We start from the raw sequence: 456 nt of genomic DNA on the forward strand, positions 1-456 counted from the left end.
GCATGATATAGAGCGGCACGTGGAACAGCCGCAGCGCCAGTTCGATGCCGCCGATGATGATCACCGCCACGACAAGAATGGCCGCCACCTCCTTGCCCGACTTGATGCCGGGGCCGCTGGCGAAGGCGGAAAGGTTGGTCAGGCTGACCTCATGGCCGTCGCCCGCCTTGGCGCCCGACTTGGACTTTGAGAATTCCGGAATGGCATCGCCCCCGCTCACGGCCTGATCCTCACGATTTCGGCGCTCGGGCGCTCCGGGGCTTTTGGCCGCGTGCGTTCGCCGACAATGTCCATCTTGATCCGGTTGGTGAGGTCGAAGACCTCCTTCGTCGCCATGATCTCCAGCGAACGCGGCCGTGGGAACGGCACGCGGTATTCCTTGGCGACGCGGCCAGGCCGGGCGCTCAGCACCACCACCCGGTCCGAGAGAAAAATCGCTTCCTCGATGCTGTGGGT

At 64.5% G+C, this 456-nt stretch carries 2 pseudogenes; both read right to left on the minus strand.

Annotation, left to right across the window (positions count from 1 at the left end):
* Nucleotides 1-220: pseudogene (locus tag ENZ75_RS33975) on the minus strand (ABC transporter permease); the annotation flags it as partial.
* Nucleotides 217-456 (minus strand): annotated as a pseudogene (locus ENZ75_RS33980) (ABC transporter ATP-binding protein); the annotation flags it as partial. The pseudogenes ENZ75_RS33975 and ENZ75_RS33980, both read right to left, overlap by 4 nt.

Source organism: Mesorhizobium sp. M7A.F.Ca.CA.002.04.1.1, from assembly GCF_004022805.1.
Taxonomy (GTDB): Bacteria; Pseudomonadota; Alphaproteobacteria; order Rhizobiales; family Rhizobiaceae; genus Mesorhizobium; species Mesorhizobium ciceri.